Source organism: Herbaspirillum sp. NPDC087042, assembly GCF_044745245.1.
Lineage (GTDB): Bacteria > Pseudomonadota > Gammaproteobacteria > Burkholderiales > Burkholderiaceae_D > Herbaspirillum.
The window spans coordinates 1-1,085 of sequence record NZ_JBIUZW010000043.1; the positions used below are offsets into that span (position 1 = coordinate 1).

The 1,085-nt window shown below is 53.8% G+C and carries 1 protein-coding gene and 1 pseudogene; both read right to left on the bottom strand.

The features are described 5' to 3' along the window. Nucleotides 1-26: 26 nt before the first annotated feature. A pseudogene (locus tag ACIPHN_RS25710) lies at nt 27-332 on the bottom strand (TCP-1/cpn60 chaperonin family protein); the annotation flags it as partial. A gap of 122 nt (nt 333-454) precedes the next feature. Further along, the gene (gene groES / locus ACIPHN_RS25715; protein ID WP_008115200.1) at nt 455-745 is read right to left on the bottom strand and encodes a co-chaperone GroES; all 291 of its coding nucleotides are present in this window, start codon (nt 743-745) and stop codon (nt 455-457) included. Between the last annotated feature and the right edge of the window lie 340 nt (nt 746-1,085).

The following is a 1,085-nucleotide window of genomic DNA, read 5'->3' on the forward strand; positions in this document are numbered from 1 at the left end:
AAACATACGGCAAACTACATAAACCATTCTCTCACGATTTCTTGAGCCAGCACGTTAGCTGTGATGGTACCGTCACCGGCGTTGTCGGAGGTCTTGGAAGCAACTTCCTTGACCAGCTGGGCACCCATGTTTTCCAGCTTGTCCTTCAGTTCGATTTCCTTGGCGACGGAGACGCCGTCCTTGGTCACGGTCGGGGCGCCGAAGCTGCGCTCCAGGACCACGTTACGGCCCTTGGGGCCCAGGGTGACCTTGACTGCGTTGGCCAGGATGTTGACGCCATTGACGATCTTGGCACGTGCCTCATCGCCGAAAATAACTTGCTTTGCTGCCATGTTGGATTCTCCAGAATTCGGTTCAGTTCATGTCGCCGGGCTCAGAGGTGAGCATGCCGGCGGGTATCTTGCTGCCGATGGCCTTCTATATAAGTGAAGATATAGTCAGGCCGGATGCCGAATTACTTCTCGACGACGGCGAACAGGTCTTCTTCGCGCATGACCAGCAGTTCCTGGCCGTCGATCTTCACAGCCTGGCCGGAGTACTTGCCGAACAGGACGCGGTCGCCGACCTTCACGGCCAGTTGACGGACCTTGCCATCTTCCAGGATCTTGCCGTTGCCGACGGCCAGGACTTCGCCTTGGTCCGGCTTTTCGGTCGCTGCGTCAGGCAGAACGATACCGGAAGCGGTCTTGGTTTCCTGGTCGAGGCGCTTGACGATAACGCGATCGTGCAAAGGGCGAAGATTCATGAGAACTCCTTCAATTTCAATAAGTTAGCGTTGATTGCGGCGAAGCCTGCAACGGGTTTTTCTTCCAAATGCAGCAGACCGCACCGCATGAAAAAGGGGGGTGTCAGGCGGGCTGTTAGCACTCTGCCGTGACGAGTGCTAAGTATAGGGATGGGTTTGGGAATTTTCAAGGCGTGAATTTTATCCGCCATCAGAATTAGCGGGCTCGCTGCCGGAATTCATTTATTTAAGTCTGAACTTTGTTCACTGTTGATTTGCATTGAAAACTGACCCACTTTCCCAGGAAATTTGCATCCAAAGTTGACCCATGTTTAGACCACAATCCTGCTCATCACAGCGA

Bases quoted from the DNA above. Each gene is read 5' to 3' on its own strand.
- groES (WP_008115200.1), bottom strand. From the start codon at position 745: ATGAATCTTCGCCCTTTGCACGATCGCGTTATCGTCAAGCGCCTCGAC.